The 17,514-nt window shown below is 59.7% G+C and carries 18 protein-coding genes; 10 read left to right on the forward strand and 8 right to left on the reverse strand.

What is annotated here, in order from left to right; all coding sequences use genetic code 11:
• The first annotated feature begins 9 nt into the window (after positions 1-9).
• Positions 10-3,144, forward strand: a complete 3,135-nt coding sequence (gene acrD, locus ACP3TA_RS23895; protein WP_046687604.1) for a multidrug efflux RND transporter permease AcrD — start codon at positions 10-12, stop codon at positions 3,142-3,144.
• 123 nt (positions 3,145-3,267) lie between these two features.
• On the opposite strand, the gene ypfM is transcribed toward acrD, so the two are convergent.
• Positions 3,268-3,327 carry a protein YpfM gene (ypfM, locus tag ACP3TA_RS23900; protein WP_100396732.1) on the reverse strand — a complete coding sequence of 20 codons (60 nt, stop codon included), beginning with the start codon at positions 3,325-3,327 and terminating at the stop codon, positions 3,268-3,270.
• 216 nt (positions 3,328-3,543) lie between these two features.
• Between ypfM and ACP3TA_RS23905 the strand changes: the two genes are divergently transcribed.
• The 7 genes from ACP3TA_RS23905 (at position 3,544) to ACP3TA_RS23935 (ending at position 8,371) form a co-directional block, all read left to right on the forward strand.
• Positions 3,544-4,023 carry a tetratricopeptide repeat protein gene (locus tag ACP3TA_RS23905; protein ID WP_033643994.1) on the forward strand — a complete coding sequence of 160 codons (480 nt, stop codon included), beginning with the start codon at positions 3,544-3,546 and terminating at the stop codon, positions 4,021-4,023.
• Between the two features lie 9 nt (positions 4,024-4,032).
• On the forward strand, positions 4,033-4,464 hold the full coding sequence (locus ACP3TA_RS23910) for a GNAT family N-acetyltransferase (RefSeq protein WP_042785169.1): 432 nt from the start codon (positions 4,033-4,035) through the stop codon (positions 4,462-4,464).
• Positions 4,465-5,193: 729 nt separating this feature from the next.
• Positions 5,194-5,745: a LuxR C-terminal-related transcriptional regulator gene (locus ACP3TA_RS23915; protein WP_033643996.1), complete on the forward strand. Its 552-nt coding sequence runs from the start codon at positions 5,194-5,196 to the stop codon at positions 5,743-5,745.
• A gap of 256 nt (positions 5,746-6,001) precedes the next feature.
• On the forward strand, positions 6,002-6,388 hold the full coding sequence (locus tag ACP3TA_RS23920; protein ID WP_046687605.1) for an ArsC family reductase: 387 nt from the start codon (positions 6,002-6,004) through the stop codon (positions 6,386-6,388).
• Positions 6,385-7,512: a succinyl-diaminopimelate desuccinylase gene (dapE, locus tag ACP3TA_RS23925; RefSeq protein ID WP_033643998.1), complete on the forward strand. Its 1,128-nt coding sequence runs from the start codon at positions 6,385-6,387 to the stop codon at positions 7,510-7,512. The genes ACP3TA_RS23920 and dapE overlap by 4 nt, the downstream gene beginning before the upstream one ends.
• Positions 7,509-8,183 (forward strand): M15 family metallopeptidase, encoded by a 675-nt coding sequence (locus ACP3TA_RS23930; protein WP_033643999.1) that lies wholly within the window; start codon positions 7,509-7,511, stop codon positions 8,181-8,183. The genes dapE and ACP3TA_RS23930 overlap by 4 nt, the downstream gene beginning before the upstream one ends.
• Positions 8,184-8,185: 2 nt before the next feature.
• Positions 8,186-8,371 carry a YpfN family protein gene (locus ACP3TA_RS23935; RefSeq protein ID WP_004941720.1) on the forward strand — a complete coding sequence of 62 codons (186 nt, stop codon included), beginning with the start codon at positions 8,186-8,188 and terminating at the stop codon, positions 8,369-8,371.
• A gap of 30 nt (positions 8,372-8,401) precedes the next feature.
• On the opposite strand, the gene ypfH is transcribed toward ACP3TA_RS23935, so the two are convergent.
• From ypfH to dapA, 6 genes are all read right to left on the reverse strand, one after another.
• A complete protein-coding gene (ypfH, locus tag ACP3TA_RS23940) occupies positions 8,402-9,091 on the reverse strand; it encodes an esterase (protein WP_197780658.1) in 690 nt (229 codons plus the stop codon).
• 120 nt (positions 9,092-9,211) lie between these two features.
• Positions 9,212-11,224, reverse strand: coding sequence for a tRNA(Met) cytidine acetyltransferase TmcA (locus tag ACP3TA_RS23945; RefSeq protein WP_060660382.1), 2,013 nt, complete (start codon positions 11,222-11,224; stop codon positions 9,212-9,214).
• A 56-nt stretch (positions 11,225-11,280) separates the two neighbouring features.
• Positions 11,281-12,150 carry a KPN_02809 family neutral zinc metallopeptidase gene (gene ypfJ / locus ACP3TA_RS23950; RefSeq protein ID WP_033644002.1) on the reverse strand — a complete coding sequence of 290 codons (870 nt, stop codon included), beginning with the start codon at positions 12,148-12,150 and terminating at the stop codon, positions 11,281-11,283.
• A gap of 209 nt (positions 12,151-12,359) precedes the next feature.
• Positions 12,360-13,073 (reverse strand): phosphoribosylaminoimidazolesuccinocarboxamide synthase, encoded by a 714-nt coding sequence (purC, locus tag ACP3TA_RS23955; protein ID WP_033644003.1) that lies wholly within the window; start codon positions 13,071-13,073, stop codon positions 12,360-12,362.
• Between the two features lie 170 nt (positions 13,074-13,243).
• Complete coding sequence (bamC, locus tag ACP3TA_RS23960; protein ID WP_033644004.1) at positions 13,244-14,296, reverse strand: outer membrane protein assembly factor BamC; 1,053 nt, start codon at positions 14,294-14,296, stop codon at positions 13,244-13,246.
• Positions 14,297-14,312: 16 nt separating this feature from the next.
• Entirely contained in the window at positions 14,313-15,194 is an 882-nt protein-coding gene (gene dapA, locus ACP3TA_RS23965; RefSeq protein ID WP_033644005.1) for a 4-hydroxy-tetrahydrodipicolinate synthase, read from the reverse strand.
• 110 nt (positions 15,195-15,304) lie between these two features.
• Here dapA and ACP3TA_RS23970 point away from each other — a divergent pair, with 110 nt between their 5' ends.
• Positions 15,305-15,910 (forward strand): glycine cleavage system transcriptional repressor, encoded by a 606-nt coding sequence (locus ACP3TA_RS23970; protein ID WP_369795937.1) that lies wholly within the window; start codon positions 15,305-15,307, stop codon positions 15,908-15,910.
• A gap of 2 nt (positions 15,911-15,912) precedes the next feature.
• On the forward strand, positions 15,913-16,377 hold the full coding sequence (gene bcp, locus ACP3TA_RS23975; RefSeq protein WP_033635500.1) for a thioredoxin-dependent thiol peroxidase: 465 nt from the start codon (positions 15,913-15,915) through the stop codon (positions 16,375-16,377).
• Between the two features lie 43 nt (positions 16,378-16,420).
• On the opposite strand, the gene ACP3TA_RS23980 is transcribed toward bcp, so the two are convergent.
• Positions 16,421-17,497 (reverse strand): AI-2E family transporter, encoded by a 1,077-nt coding sequence (locus ACP3TA_RS23980; RefSeq protein ID WP_063990467.1) that lies wholly within the window; start codon positions 17,495-17,497, stop codon positions 16,421-16,423.
• Positions 17,498-17,514: the final 17 nt, after the last annotated feature.

The following is a 17,514-nucleotide window of genomic DNA, read 5'->3' on the forward strand; positions in this document are numbered from 1 at the left end:
TCGCGCTGCATGGCCAATTTTTTTATTGATCGCCCGATTTTCGCCTGGGTGCTGGCAATAATTCTTTGCCTGACCGGAGCGTTGGCGATTTTTTCTTTACCGGTAGAACAATACCCGAATTTGGCGCCGCCGAACGTGCGCATCAGCGCAACTTATCCAGGCGCTTCGGCGCAAACGCTGGAAAACACCGTCACGCAGATCATTGAACAGAATATGACCGGCCTCGACAACATGATGTATATGTCGTCGCAGAGCACCAATACCGGCCAGGCGACCGTCACGCTGACGTTCGAAGCCGGCACCGACCCCAACGAAGCGATGCAGCAGGTGCAAAACCAGCTGCAGGCGGCGATCAAACGTCTGCCGCAGGCGGTGCAGAATCAGGGGGTCACGGTCTCGAAATCCGGCGATACCACGCTGATGATGGTGGCGTTCGTCTCCACCGACAACAGCATGGACAAGCAGGACATCGCCGATTACATCGTCTCCAACCTGCAGGATCCGCTCAGCCGCATCAACGGCGTCGGCAGCATGGACGTCTACGGCTCGCAGTACGCCATGCGCATCTGGCTCGATCCCAACAAGCTCAACAGCTATCAGCTCACGACCCAGGACGTGGTCAAAGCCATTCAGTCGCAGAACGCCCAGGTGGCGGTCGGCCAGTTGGGCGGCACGCCGTCGGTCGATAAACAGGCGCTGAACGCCACCATCAACGCCCAGTCGCAGCTCCAGACACCGGAGCAGTTCCGCCAGATCACCCTGCGGGTCAATCAGGACGGTTCGCTGGTGACGCTGGGCAACGTCGCCACCGTTGAGTTGGGCGGCGAGAACTACAACTACCTCAGCCGCTACAACGGCATGCAGGCCGCCGGCATGAACATCAAGCTGGCTTCCGGCGCCAACGAACTGCAGACCGACCAGTTGGTGAAGGACAAAATCGCCGAGCTGTCGCAATACTTCCCGCACGGGCTGGAAGCCAAAGTGGCCTATGAAACCACCCCGTTCGTCAAAGCCTCGATCAAGGACGTGGTGAAAACGCTGCTGGAGGCCATCCTGCTGGTGTTCCTGGTCATGTACCTGTTCCTGCAGAACTTCCGCGCTACCCTGATCCCCACCATCGCCGTGCCGGTGGTGCTGATGGGCACTTTCGCCATCCTCTCCGCCTGCGGCTTCAGCATCAACACCCTCACCATGTTCGCCATGGTGCTGGCGATCGGCCTGCTGGTGGACGACGCTATCGTGGTAGTGGAGAACGTCGAGCGCGTGATGAGCGAGGAAGGCTTGCCGCCGCGAGAGGCCACGCGCAAATCCATGGGGCAGATCCAGAGCGCGCTGGTCGGCATCGCTCTTGTGCTGTCGGCGGTGTTCGTGCCGATGGCGTTCTTCGGCGGCACCACCGGGGCCATCTATCGCCAGTTCTCCATCACCATCGTCTCCGCCATGGTGCTGTCGGTGCTGGTGGCGATGATCCTGACCCCGGCCCTGTGCGCGACGCTGCTTAAACCGATCGCCAAGGGGCATCATCACGGCAAGCGCGGCTTCTTCGGCTGGTTCAACCGCATGTTCAACCGCAATGCCGATCGCTATGAGCGCGGCGTGGGGCGCATCCTGCACGCCAGCGGCCGCTATATGGTGATTTATCTGCTGCTGCTCGGCGGCATGGCGCTGCTGTTCATCAAGCTGCCGACCTCGTTCCTGCCGCAGGAAGACCGCGGCATCTTCACCGTACAGGTGCAGCTGCCGGCGGGATCGACCCTGCAGCAAACGTCCAAAGTGGTGGAGAAGGTCGAGCAGTACTTCCTCACCGAAGAGAAACAGGACGTGTTGTCGGTGTTCGCCATCATCGGCTCCGGGCCGGGGGGCAACGGCCAAAACGTGGCGCGCCTGTTTGTCCGGCTGAAAGACTGGGACCTGCGCGCCTCGGGCGCCAACAGCTCATTCGACATCATCGATCGCGCGACTCAGGCATTCAGCAAGATTAACGAAGCCCGGGTGATCGCCAGCAGTCCGCCGGCGATCACCGGCCTCGGCAACTCCTCCGGCTTCGATATGGAGTTGGAAGACCACGCTGGCCTCGGCCACGCCAAGCTGATGGCGGCGCGCGATCAATTGCTGCAGCTCGCCGGGCAAAATCCGCTGCTGTCGCGCGTGCGCCACAACGGCCTGGACGACAGCCCGCAGTTGCAAATCGATATCGATCAACGCAAGGCTCAGGCGCTGGGCGTGTCGATCGACGACATCAACAGCACGCTCTCTACCGCCTGGGGCTCGACCTACGTCAATGACTTCGTCGATCGCGGCCGGGTGAAAAAAGTCTACGTGCAGGCTGCGGCGCCGTTCCGCATGCTGCCGGATGACATCAACAAATGGTATGTGCGCAACAGCACGGGCGGCATGGTGCCGTTCTCGGCCTTCGCCAGCTCGCACTGGGAGTATGGTTCGCCACGGCTGGAACGCTATAACGGCAGCTCGGCGCTGGAGATCGTCGGCGAAGCGGCCAACGGCGTCAGCACCGGCACCGCCATGGCGGAAATGGAGAAACTGGTCAGCCAGCTGCCGGCCGGCTTCGGTCTGGAATGGACGGCGATGTCCTATCAGGAACGGCTGTCCGGCTCGCAGGCGCCGGCGCTGTACGCCATCTCGCTGCTGGTGGTGTTCCTGTGTCTGGCGGCGTTGTACGAAAGCTGGTCAATTCCGTTCTCGGTGATGCTGGTGGTGCCGCTGGGGGTGATCGGCGCGGTCGCCGCCACCTGGCTGCGCGGCCTGGAGAACGACGTTTATTTCCAGGTCGGCCTGCTGACCATCATTGGGCTGTCGGCGAAAAACGCCATTCTGATCGTCGAGTTCGCCAATGAGCTGAACCAGAAGGGGCAGGATCTGATGTCGGCGACGCTCGACGCGTCGCGCATGCGCCTGCGGCCGATCCTGATGACCTCGCTGGCGTTCATCTTCGGCGTGCTGCCGATGGCCACCAGCAGCGGCGCCGGTTCCGGCAGCCAGCATGCGGTCGGCACAGGGGTGATGGGCGGCATGATCTCCGCCACCCTGCTGGCGATCTTCTTCGTGCCGCTGTTCTTCGTGCTGGTTCGCCGCCGCTTCCCCGGTAAAGCGCATCCTGCCGCCACACCGCCCGCCGAAGAGTGATCGGCGGCGCATAAAAAAGCAGCGTCGGATGACCGATGCTGCTTTTTCGAACGAATATCTCGTTCCCACGGTGTTTCAGTAATTTTCCAATGACTCAACCTTGCCATCGGCTTCATCGCTGTGTCAGTTGCCCAACATCTCATCAATGAAGTCTTTCCAGTTTCCTAATTCACGATCAACCATAATACTTTACAACCTCAATCATTTGACGAAGCGGATTCTACGCCTATTTTTTGACCATGTGAAGGGAAACGGGAACGATGCCGGGCCCGGAAACCGGGGTTAGCGCACATTTTCGTATTTATCTGATCAATGTTCAGTGCGGCTATTCCCTTGTGATATCAATTTCTCCACGATAGCGTGTAAAAGGTATAACAATACGCCAATGGAGCGCCGATCATGTCCACCTCTTTGTCTGTCTCACAGTTGAAAGCGCAAGGTCATTATCAGGAAGCCACTGCGCTGGCGTTGCGGCAACTGGCGGCAGAGCCGGAAGCGGCGATGCTGCATTTTCAGCTGGCCTGCCTGTACGACGTTCAGGGTTTGGAGCGACAGGCGATTCCCTGCTACCTCGCGGCGTTGGATCGCGATTTGCCGCCCGCCCAGCGCCGTGAAGCCTGGCTGGGCCTCGGCAGCACTTACCGCGCCCTCGGGAAATACCCGGCTTCGCTGCGCGCTTTCGACGATGGCCTGGCTGAGTTCCCGCAGGCCAACGAGCTGATGCTGTTTCGTGCCATGACGCTGTACAACCTGGGTGAAGGTAAACGGGCCGTGGCCGATCTGTTGTTGTTGCTGGCGGAAACCTCGTCAGACCCCGACATCCGCGGCTATCAGCGCGCCATTCGGCACTATGCCGCCGATCTCAATCATATTGATTAGAGGAAAACGATGGAAATCATCACCGATATGAACCGCCGCGCCATCGACTGGCGGCGGCTGTGTGAATTGCTGCAGGCCGCCGGGCTGGGCGAACGCGATCCGCATACGCTGCAACGCGTTTATCAACACAGCCAGTTTTGCTATTGGGGGTTTATCGGCGATGAGCTGATCGCCACCGCGCATGCCATCAGCGATTTGACTTCGGTCGCTTACCTGGCCGACGTGGCGATCGATCCGCGCTTTCAGGGGCAGGGATTGGGGCGCCGGTTGATGGACCGGGTAATGCAAGATCTGGCGCCGCTCGGCAAGGTTTTCATCTATTCGGTGCCGGAAAAACTGGCTTTCTATGAAAAGTACGGTTTTCACGATTTGACCACCGGCATGGTGTTCGCAGAGGGGGATGCTCTGCGGCGTTTGCAACTGGGGGGCTACGTGCGTTAATCGCGCATTACAACGTTCGGCTGATAAAAATAGGGCGGCAGATGCCCCGCAGAATTGCTGCCGCTATCAGGATCTTTCACCACGGCCGACGATTGTCGTAGCCGATATATTCATCGTTAACGCGATCCAATCCGTCCACAAGACAAGACGCTATTTCCGACGTGATCTTATCGGAAATTTCGATCCGGCATTCTTTCATGCCGTTCCCCCGTATAAATCCTCCCCACTTGCACAACGCACGCAGCTTAAAACATCGCATTTTTTTGATTAAGATTTATCTTTGCCATTAATTTGGCGCGCGCCATGAGATTGTCCCAGCACACTCTTTGAACTGCGCTAAAAATAAGCAACACCCCTCGCTAAAAAGCAAGAAATATCTTAATTATTAATTCATTAACATTCCCTCCCTCACAAAAAAGATCGATATTAACGATCGAATATTTTATTTTGATAGCCATTTTCTATGTTAATTCCTTTTAATAACCGGAGTATTAATAGAGGATTTCTATTCTATTCCTCTTTCTTCACTGGGCAGCTCGATTAAAAACCAAATTTACTCTTTATAAATCATGCTAGTATATGGGGCTTTCCTGATTGTCCACCGCAGGATAGCGTTCTTTCCCTGAGGCGCCCAATAAGTTCAATGTGAAATTATTTAGATTGTTTCTTTTTTTATGTTTTAAGATATCAATCCTCACCGGGAAATAGAAATTAAGGGATTATAATAAAATGAAAATTGATATTTTCAGCGAGTGTGCCTATACCGCTATCGGCATCCGGCAGCTCATCAATCAAACCTGGGCGGAGAAACGCGCGCCGGCCGGTTTTAGCCGCAAAAGAGTCTGCTTTATCGATGTCACCATCGCCAATTTTGAAGCGCGCTACCGCGATGAATATGCCAACCCCAATACCTACAAAATAGTCATTATCACCGACTGCCTGCATGACATGGTGATTGTCGACAGCAAGACCATTATATTATCAAACCTTATATCATTGAGCCGCTTCAGCCACCTGATCGGCGACTTATATAAGCGCTACAGCCACTATACCGAGCCGCCGCAACTCTCTCAGCGCGAATCGCATTTTCTCTCGGAATGGTCGACGGGAAAATCGCTGGCCGACATCAGCAATGCCATGAATATCAGAAATAAAACCGCCAATCATTACAAGTCGCGAATAATGAAAAAACTCGGCGCCAGCCGGATAAAACCGCTCTTGCATATTACCCGCGTACGGTGTTTGACCGATCGTTTAAACATAAGGATCAATAAAGAGTAGCTCTCTCTCCGCCAGCTCTGCATTGGCGGCAGAACGCGTTCGCCGGCGCCTTTTCACCAGCACGGTCGGCGAAGGCAGCCGTTCAACCACGTTGCCGACCTCTTATCCCTGGCGCGCAATCGCACCTCGCACGCATCGTTGTCTGGATCTCGCCGCCGCTTTACTGGCATTATCTCTGCTATCGCCGGGCGGCTAGCGGGCCAAAGATCGCCCACGCCGCTCAGTATCGACTCGACGAGACAGGTAGCTTTACGCCATGGCAAACAAACCGCAACAGACAACGCTGACGATGTACGGCATCAAAAACTGCGACACCATCAAAAAAGCCCGCCGCTGGCTGGAAGATCAGGGCGTGGCCTATCATTTTCACGACTATCGCGCCGACGGCCTGGACGAACAACGGCTGCGCGGTTTCGTCGCGCAACTGGGGTGGGAGCCGCTGCTCAATACCCGCGGCACCACCTGGCGCAAGCTGGATGAAGCGCAGCGCAACGCCTGCGATAACGCCGACGCCGCCATCGCGCTGATGCTGGCGCAGCCGGCGATCATCAAACGCCCGTTGCTGGACGCCGGCAACGGGCGCACCCTGCTCGGTTTCAACGCCGACACTTACCAGCAATTTATCGCCGAGGTCGCCGTATGACTTGCCCGGTTATCGAACTGGCTCAGCAACTGATCAAACGCCCTTCCCTCAGCCCAAATGATGAAGGCTGCCAGCAGCTGATGATCGATCGCCTGCAGGCGATCGGTTTCACCGTCGAAGCAATGGACTTCGAAGATACCCAAAACTTCTGGGCCTGGCGCGGCGAAGGGCAAACCCTGGCGTTTGCCGGGCACACCGACGTAGTGCCGACCGGCGATGAAAAGCGCTGGGACAACCCGCCGTTTGAACCGGCGATCCGCGACGGCATGCTGTACGGCCGCGGCGCGGCGGATATGAAAGGGTCATTGGCCGCGATGGTGGTGGCGGCAGAACGCTTTGTCGCCGCCAACCCGAATCACCGGGGCCGCCTTGCTTTTCTGATCACTTCGGATGAAGAGGCCAGCGCCACTCACGGCACGGTTAAAGTGGTTGAAGCGCTGATGGCGCGCAACGAACGGCTGGATTACTGCCTGGTCGGCGAGCCGTCCAGCACCGAGCGCGTCGGCGACGTGGTGAAAAATGGCCGTCGCGGCTCGATCACCGCCAACCTGCATATCCACGGCGTACAAGGGCACGTCGCCTATCCGCATCTGGCGGACAATCCGGTGCACCGCGCCATGCCGGCGCTCAATGAACTGGTGGCGATCGAATGGGATCGCGGCAACGAGTTCTTCCCGCCGACCAGCATGCAGATCGCCAACGTGCAGGCCGGCACCGGCAGCAATAACGTGATCCCAGGCGATTTCTACGTGCAGTTCAACTTCCGTTTCAGCACCGAACTGACCGACGCGATGATCAAGCAGCGCGTGGAAGAGCTGCTGGAACGCCATCATCTGAATTACAGCATCGAGTGGCGTCTGTCCGGCCAGCCGTTCCTCACCTCGCGTGGCGCGCTGGTGGATGCGGTGGTCAACGCCGTCGAGCACTATTCTGAATTGACGCCGCAGCTGTTGACCACCGGCGGCACCTCCGACGGCCGCTTCATCGCGCAGATGGGTGCACAGGTGGTGGAGCTGGGGCCGGTCAACGCCACCATCCACAAGGTCAACGAATGCGTCAACGCCGCGGATCTGCAGCTGCTGAGCCGCATGTATCAACGCATCATGGAGCAATTGATCGCATGATCAACGCAGAAATGCTCACCGGCCGCTCGACCGAGCACCTGGCGCCGCTGAGCGGCAACCATCGGCTGCAGCCGGAAGCCGTCAACGCGTTTCTGGCGATGCAGCAGGCGGCGCGTGCGGCGGGATTCGATCTCCAGCCCGCCAGCACCTTCCGCGATTTTGACCGGCAGTTGGCCATCTGGAATGGCAAATTCTGCGGCCAGCGGCCAGTATTAGATAAGGACAGTCAACCGATCGACGTCGCGCCGCTGTCCGCCGCCGAGCGCTGTGAGGCGATCCTGCGCTGGTCGGCTCTGCCGGGCGCCAGCCGCCACCACTGGGGCAGCGATCTGGACGTGTACGATCCGTCGCTGTTGCCGGAAGGGCAAAAGCTGCAGCTGGAACCGTGGGAATATGAGGAAGGCGGCTACTTTGCGCCCCTTAACCAGTGGCTGACGGCGCATATGGCCGAATTCGGTTTCTACCGCCCCTTCACCGAAGACTGCGGCGGCGTAGCGGTGGAGCCGTGGCATCTGAGCTACCGGCCGCTGGCGCAAGAGGCCGAACACTTGCTGACGCCGGCGCTGTTGCTGGCGGCCTGGCAAGACAAGGAGGTCGCCGGTGCCGAATGGCTCGAACGCCATCTGCCATCGATTTTTTCGCGTTTTATACGCAGTAAAGGAAAGGAGTAGCTATGCAATGGTTAGCTGATTACTGGTGGATTATCCTGCTGGTTCTGGTGGGGATGGTCGTCAGCGGCATCAAGGAACTGCGCCGCGTTGACGTCAAAAGCTATCTGGCCAACAAGCCGGAGATACCGCCGCACCGCGACAACAACGCCCAGTGGGATGACGAAGACGACTGGCCGAAGAAGAAGTGATATCAGGGCGCTCATCGGCGCCCTGAATTTTTAGCGGAAGGCGATCAGCTCGCCGCGCTTGCCGGACAAGGCTTCGTCCCAGTAGCGCTGCGGCACATAGTAATGCAACCTTTCCAGCGCGGCGTTCATCATGCCCTGGTTGATCGCATGCCCAACGTCCTGTTCCACGTCCAGCGTGAAATCGGCGCCGTTGGTCCGCAACGCCTCCGCCGCCGCGTGAGCGTGCTGCACCGCGATCACCGCGTCCTCTTCGCCGTGGATCAAATGTACCACGCTGTCGCCGAACGCCTGCTCAGGCAACTGGGCGAAACGCCCGCTGAACGCGACCACTCGCCCGGCGAGGAGGGTTTCTGCCTTCAACGCCTCCAGCGCCATGATCGCTCCCTGCGAGAACCCCACCAGGGCAGTGCCGGCATAGCCAACGCCGCTCAGCTGCTGCCAATGGCGCACCACGGCCACAAACTGCGGCATTACGTCTGCGATGCGGGCCACGCGGTTCTCTTCGGTCACGTCCTGCACCGAAAACCACTGGCGGCCGGCGCCGTTGCCAAACGCTGCGGGGCCACCGATGCTTACCACCTGCGCCTGGGGAAACTCTTTGGCGAAGTAACTGCCGATCTCCCCCATCGCCACCGGGTTGTCGCCGACACCATGAAACAGCAAGATCAGCTGCGCCGCCGGGGTCGCCGGGCTTTGGACAACGAAATGCTCATGTTTCATCGATGACTCCTTAATAGTAACCAAACCTGACGCAGCGACTGTCGTCGCCGCACCGCTGACAGCCACTATACGCCGCTGAGAAATCGGGAAAATCGGGTTTTATTGAGCAAGTTCTTCAATTTATTGCAATGACTGCGCCCAGTCGCGCCAGTAGCGGCAGTGCTGCGCATTCAGCTGTTCCAGCGCCTGCGCCGTTTCGTGCCGCCAGTGGCGCAGCAAGGCTTTCTGGCCGCTGACGCCCGCCCGCTCTGCGCACTCCGCGGGAGAGTGCCGCCGCTGCAGATGGCCGCGCAGTGCGGGCAGCGGCAGACTGCTGGCCAACAGTAACCGCTGCAACGCCCCCAGGCTGGCCTCCAGCGGCCGATGGGCAAAAGCGAACCCGGCCAGCTCGCGCCAGTCCTCTTCGCCGAGCGACGTATCGCCGTCGTCGCCCGGGATCGCCAGCGTAAGCTCGATACGCTGCCGCAGCCAGGGCCAGTCGCGTGCCAGATGCTTGTGTGCCGCGTGCCGCAGCGCCTCTCCTTGCTCGCTCAGGGGCAAGATCGCCATCGCGGTATAGCAGCCGCTGCTGGCCTCCGGCTTGCTGCCAATGCGCACCAGCTCAAAACCGCAGGATTGCCAAAAGCGCCACAGCGGCTCGGTATAGCCGAAGCTGACCGACAGGAAGTCCAGCCCCTGCGCCTGGCGGCGTTGCCGCTCGATCAATTGGCGCGCGATACCCCGCCGCCGCAATGCCGGCAGCGTCGCAATGCGGGTAATGCGCCGTGAACGCAGCGTCGGCGCCCACCATTGGCCGCCATGCGCCGCCAACGACTGCGCCACCAGATTGCCGCGCGGCCGACGGCGGCCGGCCCACACGTCGTGCGCCAACTCGGCGCTCAATCCGCCCTCTTCCACCAGCCACACGGCGCCGACCACCTCCAAACCGGCCTGCGCCAGCCCAAAATGCATGCCGGGCGCATCCATCAACCTGCGCAAATCCAGCGGTGAGGTGCGGTAATGCGCGCTGCTCAGCAGGGCGTAGAAACGCGCCAGCCGCTGCGGATCGGCGCATAGCTCGCCTTGTTCCGCCTGGCTGTAATCGATCGCCTGGCCATCCGCCGGCCAGGCGGGCAGCTCGTTGAACAACAGCGCATTGTCCGTTATCCGTTCCAGCGCATCCCCCTGCGCCCAACGCATCGGCTGATGCAGGCTCAGCGCCTGATAGGCCGGCAGCCCGGCGCAAAACTTCAGCAGAAAACCGCGGCCAGTGCCTTCATAGCCCTGCACCGTGGTGGTCAGCAACACGCGCGGGAAATAGCCGATCAACTGCTGCAACAGCGGCGCGGGGATCGCCGCCGCCTCATCCACCAGCAGCCACCCCACGGCGCTGACGTCGCCTTCCCGGCACTGCGCCAACAAGGCATCGGGCGCCCAAAACTGCGCGCGCCCCTGCGCCCATTCTCCGGCCACCGCCGTGGCGGCGCGGCTCGGCCCGGTGATCCAGCAGGTCAGCGGCGACTGCGCCACCAGCATGCCCGCCAGCGTCGATTTGCCGCGGCCGCGGGCGGCGGTCAGCACCCACACGCCGGACTCGGCCTGCAGCAGCGCCGTCAAGATCGCCTGTTGTTCCTCGGTCGGCCGGCCATCCGGCGGCTGCCACCCTTCACGCACCGGCAGCGCGGCCAGCGTCAGGGGCTCATCCTGCCGCCAGATCGTCACTTCGCTGTCGTCGGTCAGATGCTGCTGCAGATGGCGGATGAAATGCGAGGTGGTGATCGGCTGCGGGCAATCGCTCCAGCGCAGGCTGTCGCCGTCCGGCAACTGAGCCCATTGCCGCCAAGGCGGCGTCAACAACAGCAGCCAGCTGCCGGCGCGCAGGGCGCCGCTCAACGCCGCCAGCGCCTCTACGTCCAGCGAATGACCGGCATCGAACACTGCGTGCAGCCGCTCCTGCCCCAGCAATTGACGCACCGCGCCGCTCGCCAACGCCGCCTGGCCGGGCGGCGGATTCTCCCCGACCCAAGGCCAGTCGCCGGGCAACGTCGCCGCCAGCCGCTGCGCCTGTTCGCGGCACCACTCGGGTTCGCCGCTGAGCACCAGCAGGCGCCGGATGCCCTGCCGCCGCATGAGTTGTTGCGCTGCCTGTAGCATAAGGCTGTATCTCAATTCGAAAAAAATGCCGGAGTCAGGCTCCGGCACGTGAGGTGTTAACGGGATGCGAAGGTGTTGCAGGTATTGGGATCGCCGCTGTCGAAGCCCTGTTTAAACCAGGTGTAGCGCTGCTGCGAAGTGCCGTGGGTAAAGCTGTCCGGCACGACGCGGCCCTGGCTCTGTTGCTGCAACCGATCGTCGCCAATCGCCTGTGCGGCATTCAGCGCCGCCTGCAGGTCGCCCTCTTCCAGCATCTGCTGCTTCTCGGCGTATTTGCCCCATACGCCGGCAAAGCAGTCCGCCTGCAGCTCCATTTTCACCGACAGGCGGTTCACTTCCGCCTGGCTGGCGCCCTGCTGCATCTGGCGGACCTTCGGCTCGATGCCCAGCAGGTTCTGCACATGGTGGCCGACTTCGTGCGCCACCACATAGGCCTGAGCGAAATCACCGCCGGCGCCCAGCTTGGTCTTCATGTCCTGATAGAAAGACAGATCGATATACACCGTTCTGTCGCCCGGGCAGTAGAACGGCCCCATCGCCGCCTGACCGGTGCCGCAGCTGGTGCGCGTCACGCCGCGATACATCACCAGCTTCGGCGGTTGGTAGGTTTTGCCCATGCGCTGGAAAATCTCTTTCCAGTTATCTTCGGTCGAGGCCAGCACCACCGAGGTAAATTTGGCCAGCTCATCGTCTTTCGGACTGATGCTGGCGCTCTGTTGTTGACCCTGAGGAGCGACATTACCGCCGTTCAACAGCGGCGACAGATCGATGCCGTAATAGCCGGCCACCAGCACCACCACCAGAATGACGATGCCGCCCTTGCCGCGCACCGGCACGCGGAAACCGCCGCCACCGCCGCCCAAACCTGAAGACTGCCCGCGACGATCCTCAACATTGTCACTTTCCCGACGCCCTTGCCAACGCATAAATACACTCCAGATATTTCCCCTGCTCGTTGAAGATGCCGCGCGTTGGTAAGCGCAAAGGCAGCTTCAAGCCTGAGTGGGATAGGTTTTAGTCATCTCGCATCCATCATTATAAATGGTCTGCCGCGGAGGAAATGTAGAAATTTTCTGGAAAAATGCAGAACAGCGGGACGATCCGGCCGGATCGCCCCGAATGGCGGTGCCAACGCTTAGTCGAGCTTCACGCCGATGCGGCGCGCCACTTCTTCGTAGGCTTCGATCAGCCCGCCCAGGCTTTGACGGAAGCGGTCTTTGTCCATCTTGTCCAGGGTGTTTTTGTCCCACAGACGGCTGCCGTCCGGCGAGAATTCATCGCCCAGCACCACTTCGCCGTTGAACAGGCCGAATTCCAGCTTGAAATCGACCAGGATCAGGCCGGCGTCGTCGAACAGCTTGGTCAATACTTCGTTGGCGCGATAGCTCAGCTCACGCATGCGCGCCAGATGCTCTTTGCTCACCCAGCCGAAGGTTTCGCAGTAGGATTCGTTGACCATCGGATCGTGCATGGCGTCATTTTTCAGGAACAGATCGAACAGCGGCGGGTTCAGCACCAGACCTTCTTCGATGCCCAGACGCTTCACCAGCGAACCGGCGGCGCGGTTGCGGATCACGCATTCCACCGGCACCATGTCCAGCTTCTTCACCAGCACTTCGTTGTCGGACAGCAGACGCTCCATCTGGGTCGGGATGCCGGCTTCTTCCAGTTTGCTCATGATGAAATGGTTGAACTTGTTGTTCACCATGCCTTTGCGATCGAACTGCTCAATGCGCTGACCATCCAGTGCTGACGTATCGTTGCGGAACTCCAACACCAACAGATCGGGATTCTCGGTGGTGTAAACGGTTTTTGCCTTTCCGCGATACAGCTCAGCTAGCTTTTGCATCTTACTTACTCCAGTGATGTATCCCCGTTGTCTCCCGAGCGCGGCCCGGAATTAGGGGGTATAGAATTGACCTAATGAATTCTTTGGCGTGCCGGGCACTATTGTGCCAAACCTGCGACGCAAACGATACCGTATAGACAAAACAAAAAGGGGCCGAAGCCCCTTTTTGGTTATTTAACGCTGGTTTTACTGAAGGCAGACTGGAATGCCGCCACCAGTGCGTCGTTTTTCGACTGGGTGAGCGGTTTGCCTTTCGGATCGATGAATTGCAGGCTGGTGCGGTTGTTGAGATCGCCGACCTGCAGCTTGTAATCCCCTTCCGCCAGCTCAGGATCCTTGACGCCCAACGCATCCCAATCGCTGCTGCTCAGGGACTTGTAGGTCACGGCGACGGTGCCCTGCGGACGGCTGCGGTCACCCACTTTCATCCCCAGTTTTTCGAGCGCCGGCGGCAGGCGATCCCACACCACGGTGTACGGGCCGCGCACGACCAACATCGGCAGGCCGGTATCATCGGCGCCGCTCTGCACGTCCAGCGCGCCGAAGCGGCTGGCGGTCTGGCTGCTCGCCAGGTTGTCCTGCTTGTCCAGACCTTCGATCAGGGTGTTGATCATCATGCCGTTGTAACGCTGGATCTCAGATTGATCGGTGACCTGTTCGGTCTTGCCCTGCTGCTGCAGGCCAACGCTTTTCACCACCAGCGCCTGCTGGTAGCCTTGTTGCTGCACGCTGATCTGATAACGGCCTTCGTACTGGTTGTCTTCGTCCAGACGGTTCCACTTCACCCAGTCGGTGGTCAGGGTCTGACCGGCGTCCTGGCGGGAAGCGATCGCGATGTTCTTCGCCTGCAGCAGGCTGACGACGCGCGACCACAGGTTTTGGTTCTGCGGGCTGTTTTCCAGCAGCAGCGTGCCGCTGTCGCCGGCGTATTGCGCGCGAGAACCGCTCAGCAGCGCCAACGGCTGCACCGGCGGACGAATGTCCAGTTGCTTGCCGACGTTGCCTTGCAGCGTCGTGGCGGGCACGTCATAGTTGCCGCTCTGCACCGGCAGGATCATGCCTGACGGCGCGTTCAGCGCCTTGAGCGGAGCCGCGTCGAGGTAAGCCTCGTCGCCGCTGACCTGGCGCTTGTAGCGCTGATCGCTGCTGCAGGCCGCCAGCATCATCACCAAAGAGATGCCCACTACTTTTGCTACCGTCGACTTTTGCAATGAATAAGCCATCAAATTTCCCTTAGAGTTACAGCAAACCGACGCTTTTCAGCGCGCGCTCCACCACCGGGCGGGCGGTTTCGCTCAACGGCGTCATCGGCAGACGCAGCGTATCGGTTGCCATCAATCCCAACGCCTTACAGGCCCACTTCACCGGAATTGGGTTTGCTTCTACAAATAGATCCTGATGCAACGGCATCAAGCGCTGATTTAAGCGGCGCGCTTCGGCGAATTTGCCCTGCGCCGCCAGCGCACAAAGTTCCGCCATCTCGCGTGCAGCCACGTTGGCCGTCACGGAAATCACCCCTTTGCCGCCCAGTTGCATGAAGTCCAACCCGCTGGCGTCGTCGCCGCTCAGCAAAATGAAGTCTTCATCGTCAACCAGCACTTGGATCTGACTAACGCGACTTAAGTTCCCCGTCGCTTCTTTTACAGCAACAATATTCTTGATTTTCGCCAGCCGAGCGATGGTCGGCGGCAGCATGTCGCAGCCGGTGCGCGAAGGCACGTTATACAGGATCTGCGGCAGCTCGGTGCTCTCGGCGATCGCCTTGAAGTGCTGATACAGCCCTTCCTGCGTCGGCTTATTGTAGTACGGCGTCACCGTCAAACAACCTACCACGCCAGTGTTGGCGAAGCGGGTGGTGAGCGCGATGGCTTCGGCGGTAGCGTTGGCGCCGGTGCCGGCGATCACCGGAATGCGGCCGTCGGCCAGCTCCAGCGTCTGCAGCACCACGTCAACGTGCTCGTCATGGGCAAGCGTTGCGGACTCGCCGGTGGTCCCTACGGAAACGATCGCCGCGGTGCCACTGGCTACATGATAATCGATCAATTTTTTCAGGCTCGCGCGATCGACAGCACCTTTGTCGTCCATCGGCGTAACCAGTGCAACAATACTTCCCGTAAACATTGGCCGTCCCCTCCACAAACAAGTCACTCATGGTACTTTTGCTGCCTATCCAAAAGCAAGCGCACAACCGCGTTGTAAGCGCTTGGCAGGCGGTTTTTTTTATGTTTACCATGGTAACCCCATTAAGCACGACAGGAAGCGCCATTTTGCCTCAGTCAGACGAACACTATCTCGTGATTACCGCGCTCGGCGCCGACCGCCCCGGAATCGTCAATACCATCACCCGCCACGTCAGCAGTTGCGGATGCAATATCGAAGATAGCCGTCTGGCCATGCTGGGAGAGGAGTTCACGTTCATCATGCTGCTGTCCGGCAGCTGGAACGCCATCACCCTGATCGAATCCACCCTGCCGCAAAAAGGCGCGGAGCTGGAGCTGCTGATCGTGATGAAGCGCACAAACTCGCATGAAAGGCCGCCGATGCCGGCCACCGTGTGGGTTCAGGTCGAGGTGAAGGACTCGCCGCACATCATCGAACGTTTTACCGATCTGTTCGACTCCAGCCAGATGAATATCGCCGAGCTGGTCTCACGCACGCAGCCGGCGGACGGCGACCTGCCGCCGCAGCTGTATATTCAAATCACCGCCCACAGTTCCGGCGATCGGGACGCCTCAAATATTGAGCAAGCCTTCCATCGCCTATGTACAGAATTGAACGCGCAAGGCAGTATTAGCGTGGTGAACTATCCACAGCATGATGAGAAAGATGGAGAGTAGTGATGAGCCCATTGAAAGCCGGTGACACAGCGCCGAAATTTAGTTTGCCTGACCAGGACGGTGAGGAAATTAATTTGGCCGACTTCCAGGGACAGCGAGTATTGGTTTATTTCTATCCGAAGGCGATGACGCCGGGCTGCACCGTGCAAGCCTGCGGCCTGCGGGACAACATGGACGAATTGAAAAAGGCCGGCGTCGAAGTGCTGGGCATCAGCACCGACAAACCGGAAAAACTGTCGCGCTTCGCCGAAAAAGAGCTGCTCAACTTCACGCTGTTGTCTGATGAAGACCATCAGGTATCGCAACAGTTTGGCGTGTGGGGCGAGAAAACCTTCATGGGCAAGACCTATGACGGCATTCATCGCATCAGCTTCCTGATCGACGCCAAAGGCAAGATTGAAAAAGTGTTTGATGATTTCAAAACCACCAATCACCACGACATCGTTCTGAACTACCTGCAGCAGTAATTCTCACGAAGCGCAGCGGCCAGCTGCGCTTCGTCTCCCTCCGTCAGCCGGCCTTGTCTTCCACCTCGACCCGCAGTTCATCCGGCCAGGCGTGAATCACCGCCTTCACCAGCGTCGCCAGCGGTATGGCGAAAAACACGCCCCAGAAGCCCCACATTCCGCCGAACACGATCACCGACAGGATAATCACCAGCGGATGCAGGTTGACCGCCTCGGAGAACAGGATCGGCACCAGCAGGTTGCCGTCCAGCCCCTGCACCACCAGATAGGCGACGATCAGCGTCCAGAAATCGGCGCCGACGCCCCACTGGAACAGCGCTACCACCACCACCGGTATGGTGACCAGCACCGCGCCGATATAGGGGATCAGCACCGAAAAACCCACCAGCACCGCCAGCAGCAGCGAGTAGCGCATGTCCAGCACGGCGAACACCAGGTAGGTCGCCACGCCGACAATCACCATCTCCAGCACCTTGCCGCGAATATAGTTGGTGATCTGCTGATTCATCTCGTTCCAGACCTGCCCCGCCAGACCGCGATTGCGCGGCAACACGCGGCGCACCGCGTTCAGCAGCTGCTCTTTGTCTTTCAACAGGAAGAACATCATCATCGGCACCAGGATCAGGTAGATAGCCAGCGTCAACAGGCCGACCAGCGACGCCAGCGAGAATTTCACCACCGACTCACCCATGCCGGACAGCCGGCTGCGCAGATTTTCCGCCATCATGTCGATGATGCCGGCATCCACCAGCGCCGGATAACGCTTCGGCAGCGTCGCGGCAAAGTTATAGAACTGGTTGAGCATGCCCGGCAGATCGCTCATCAGATTGATGCCCTGCTGCCAGGCGGTCGGCGCGACGACGAACACCAGCAGCATGGCGATGCCCGCGAACACCAGCAGCATGATGCTCGCCGCCCAGGTGCGCGAACAGCCGATGCGCTGCAGGCGCGCGGTCGGCCACTCCAGCAGATACGCCAGCACGATGGCGACCAGCAACGGGGTCAGAATGCCGTGCAGAAAATAGAGAATGAGGAAGCCGGCGACCAGGATCACCAGCAACGCGATAGCCTGTGGATCGGTGAAACGGCGGCGGTACCACTGTAATAGCATCTCCAGCATCAGAGCGGGCTCCTCGA

This window comes from Serratia sp. 2C06 (assembly GCF_050037615.1).
Lineage (GTDB): Bacteria > Pseudomonadota > Gammaproteobacteria > Enterobacterales > Enterobacteriaceae > Serratia > Serratia ureilytica.